This is a genomic window from Streptomyces sp. BE20 (assembly GCF_036322525.1).
Taxonomy (GTDB): Bacteria; Actinomycetota; Actinomycetes; order Streptomycetales; family Streptomycetaceae; genus Kitasatospora.
This window is the reverse complement of sequence record NZ_JAQYWW010000253.1, coordinates 1-2,903: the sequence shown is the minus strand read 5'-3', so window position 1 is coordinate 2,903 and position 2,903 is coordinate 1. Positions and strand designations below refer to the sequence as shown.

General features: G+C 67.5%; 2 protein-coding genes and 1 pseudogene. 2 read left to right on the top strand and 1 reads right to left on the bottom strand.

Annotated elements, in window-relative coordinates:
• Window positions 1-234, bottom strand: a pseudogene (locus PUR61_RS01510) (hypothetical protein); the annotation flags it as partial.
• Window positions 235-2,155: 1,921 nt separating this feature from the next.
• Between PUR61_RS01510 and tatA the strand changes: the two are divergent.
• Window positions 2,156-2,431: a Sec-independent protein translocase subunit TatA gene (gene tatA / locus PUR61_RS01505; RefSeq protein WP_329874807.1), complete on the top strand. Its 276-nt coding sequence runs from the start codon at window positions 2,156-2,158 to the stop codon at window positions 2,429-2,431.
• A gap of 114 nt (window positions 2,432-2,545) precedes the next feature.
• Window positions 2,546-2,776, top strand: a complete 231-nt coding sequence (locus PUR61_RS45060; RefSeq protein WP_443035101.1) for a transposase family protein — start codon at window positions 2,546-2,548, stop codon at window positions 2,774-2,776.
• Window positions 2,777-2,903: the final 127 nt, after the last annotated feature.

The following is a 2,903-nucleotide window of genomic DNA, read 5'->3' as shown; positions in this document are numbered from 1 at the left end:
CCACTCCAGGAGCGTGAGTTCGACCTTCACCTTGCCCTGGGAGGCGTTGAACTCGTCCACCAGGGCCTTGACCTTGGTGTCCTGGCCGATCCAGTAGGGCATCGACCAGAACGTGACGGTGGTGGGCCCGGCGGACTCCGACGACCCGCCGCCGGAGGCGCAGGCCGAGGCGGCGAGGGCGAACGCGGACGCCAGGGAGAGGGCGGCGGCGAGTCTACGGCGCAGTGGTGCCATGAGGGGGTCTCCTCGTGCGGGGCTGCGGGCGGGTTCGGCCGCGCCGGGTGGGTGCAGGGGGGGAGGTCGGATCGGTGTCACGGTCCGGGCTCAGGACGGTGCGCAGAACCCGTGCCGTAACACTTGGGGCTACAGCTTTAACGTATTCGATATACGAAATGAGCACCAGTGGTGTTGCCGTTTCGTGTTCTTGGCGAGACCGCATCCTCGTCGGCCGAACCGGCCTCTCGCCGTCCCCTCGCGTCGGCGCTCCGACTGGTTGCGGTCGGCCGCAAGGCGTGGACAGGGGCGCCTGCCACTCCTCTGTCATCTGACGGAATGTCAGGCCCACTGTTCGATGGCCATTGCGTCGAATGTTGTGAGCGTTGGCCCACCGGCTCCGCCGAAGGGTCCTGCGTCGGCAAGGTCGTGATGCGGGGGACAGGCTGGGCCGGTCGGGGTAGGGCCCCTTGAGGGGCATGGGCAAAACCGGCTCGACGCCCCATGCCAGGGGTGCCGGCACGGCGCACGGCGTCGCACCGGGCCGCGATGCGGCCCGGTCCGGCGCCAGACGATTGCTGGATGCGGACTCTCCCGCCGCGGAATCATCTGGGGACGACGACCTCGGCCGGGTCGAGTGATGTCGGCGACCTGGCGGATCCGCCCCCGCATAAGGCGGGTCGGCGTGCTGTACGCGATCCGGATCGTCGGGCAGCTTCATGGCCGGGCTCCCTTCCGCTGTTGCGGATGGGGACGACGACCGACCGACCGCGAGGTGGCTCACCGGAGGGGGAGTGCTCCGTCGCGCCTCGCGAGGCGCTGATCATGGAAGGGGCTTTCGGTGGCTCGGCGCCTGTCCGGGGATTCCCGGCGAGACGCCGGATGATCCCGCCATACGGCGGTGATGTGCCTCGGCAGCATCAGAATCCGGGTACATCCGGCTGTCATGAGGAACCGGACCGACAGGCGGACCCGGCATGCGTCGCCGGAGAAGACCCAGGGCCCCGGAATCAGCAGAAGTCGGTGCTTGCCGTCGAGCACAGCGCGGACGAGTGCGGCGAACTGGGGCCGGACCCGGTGGCCCCGGGAGGACGGGTGGGCTCGGTCGAGGTAGAACACCGGAGCCGGAAGGCCGAGCCGAGCGGCGAGGCGCTTGAGCATTTTGCGGCCCCCGGATGCTGCCGTCGGGTTCCGCGGATGACTGCACAGATACGCGGCCGGTCGCAGTGCGGGGGAGATGTCAGGTGTGCGCATGTACTGACTCCACGGGCTTCGAGGAGGCGCCCGGCCCGGGGACGGACCTGGCAGTGCGGGCTGGGCGGCAGGCCGACATGGTCGGAGAGAAGGCGCGAAAGGGGGCCGACCTGACGCCGCCCGGATCGGGGAGGGCCGTGAGGGCGAGCGCCTTGCCTGCTGTTGGAGGCCGGTTCGGTAGCGCCATGAGTGCTCGGGAGGGAGTGGCCGTGTTGCCCGAATCTCGGCAACGAGTGGCACGAGTACACGCAACTTGTGGTCTGCGCGCCCCTGCACTCAACGCGTCTGCGGCGGTCAGCTGTGCTGTGCAGAATACCCGCCAGGCCCGGGCGTTCAAGATGCGGATGCCCAAGATGCCAAGCGCGATGAGCCGGTGGTGAGGCTGGGCCATCAGTAGGCGCTGGGGTCTCGGTGACAACCTCGGGGGAAGCCGGGCAGAGCAACCCCAGGATGTGCCCGGCCTCTAGTGACAGGCGCCTGCGGCTGCGGGCCGTCGCACCGTCTATCGCGAGGTCGAAGGGCGCCGGGGAAGACGTCCGGCGAACCCTGGCCAAATGTTCGTATATCGAATAACCTCTTCGTGGAAGTGCCTCCGCGTGATCCGCCACCTCGGGCGGTGTGCCCATCACGGCCTCAGCGGCAGTGGTGCAAGATCCCCGCTCGCGTCGACAGTGAAGGAGCCGATGCCATGCTTCGCAACGGCCTGGAACCCTGGCACCTTGTAGTCGTGATCCTCGTGATCTTGCTGCTCTTCGGTTCGAAGAAGCTTCCAGATGCGGCACGGGGGCTCGGTAAGTCTTTGCGCATCCTCAAGGCCGAAACGAGAGCCTTGCACGAGGATGATCCGGCCGACGCTACCTCCGACACCGCCACGGATGCCGTAACGCCCATCCTCCCGACGCTGGATTCCCAAGCCACGCCCAATCACGTCACACGAACCCACAGCAGCTCCTCAACGGCCTGATCGCAGACCATCTCGGCGACGGGTGAATCGAGGTTCTGGATCAATTTCCGGGCTCTGTCGCCGATTGAGGGGTCCGTGCCGGCGTGATCGGGCGGTGGGCATGACCTCGGCGTGATGGATTCGGTGCGTGTGGCGGACCTTCTCTTCCCAGGGATCGGCGTGGAGGTCGAGGAGATGGTTCTTGGGGATAGCGAGGTTCGTCTCGCCGTGCGGTCGGTGGCGGCGTCGGCCGTCTGCCCGGGGTGCGAGCGAAAATCATCGCGGCTGCACTGCTACTACCGGCGGCGTCTTGCGGACCGTCCGGTCGCGGGTCGGCGGGTTCGGCTGGACCTGAGTGGACGTTAAGTCCGCTTTCTCTCGGTTCATGATCGCTCGTTCGTGTGAACGTCGGCCGTACTGGCGTGCCAGTCGGGGTTCGGGTGATGTTCTGCGGCGCATGGACAGACGGGCGTATCCGAGCGACTTATCGGAT

Coding starts and splice junctions, on each gene's coding strand:
- tatA (WP_329874807.1), top strand. CDS start 2,156: ATGCTTCGCAACGGCCTGGAACCCTGGCACCTTGTAGTCGTGATCCTC.
- PUR61_RS45060 (WP_443035101.1), top strand. CDS start 2,546: ATGGATTCGGTGCGTGTGGCGGACCTTCTCTTCCCAGGGATCGGCGTG.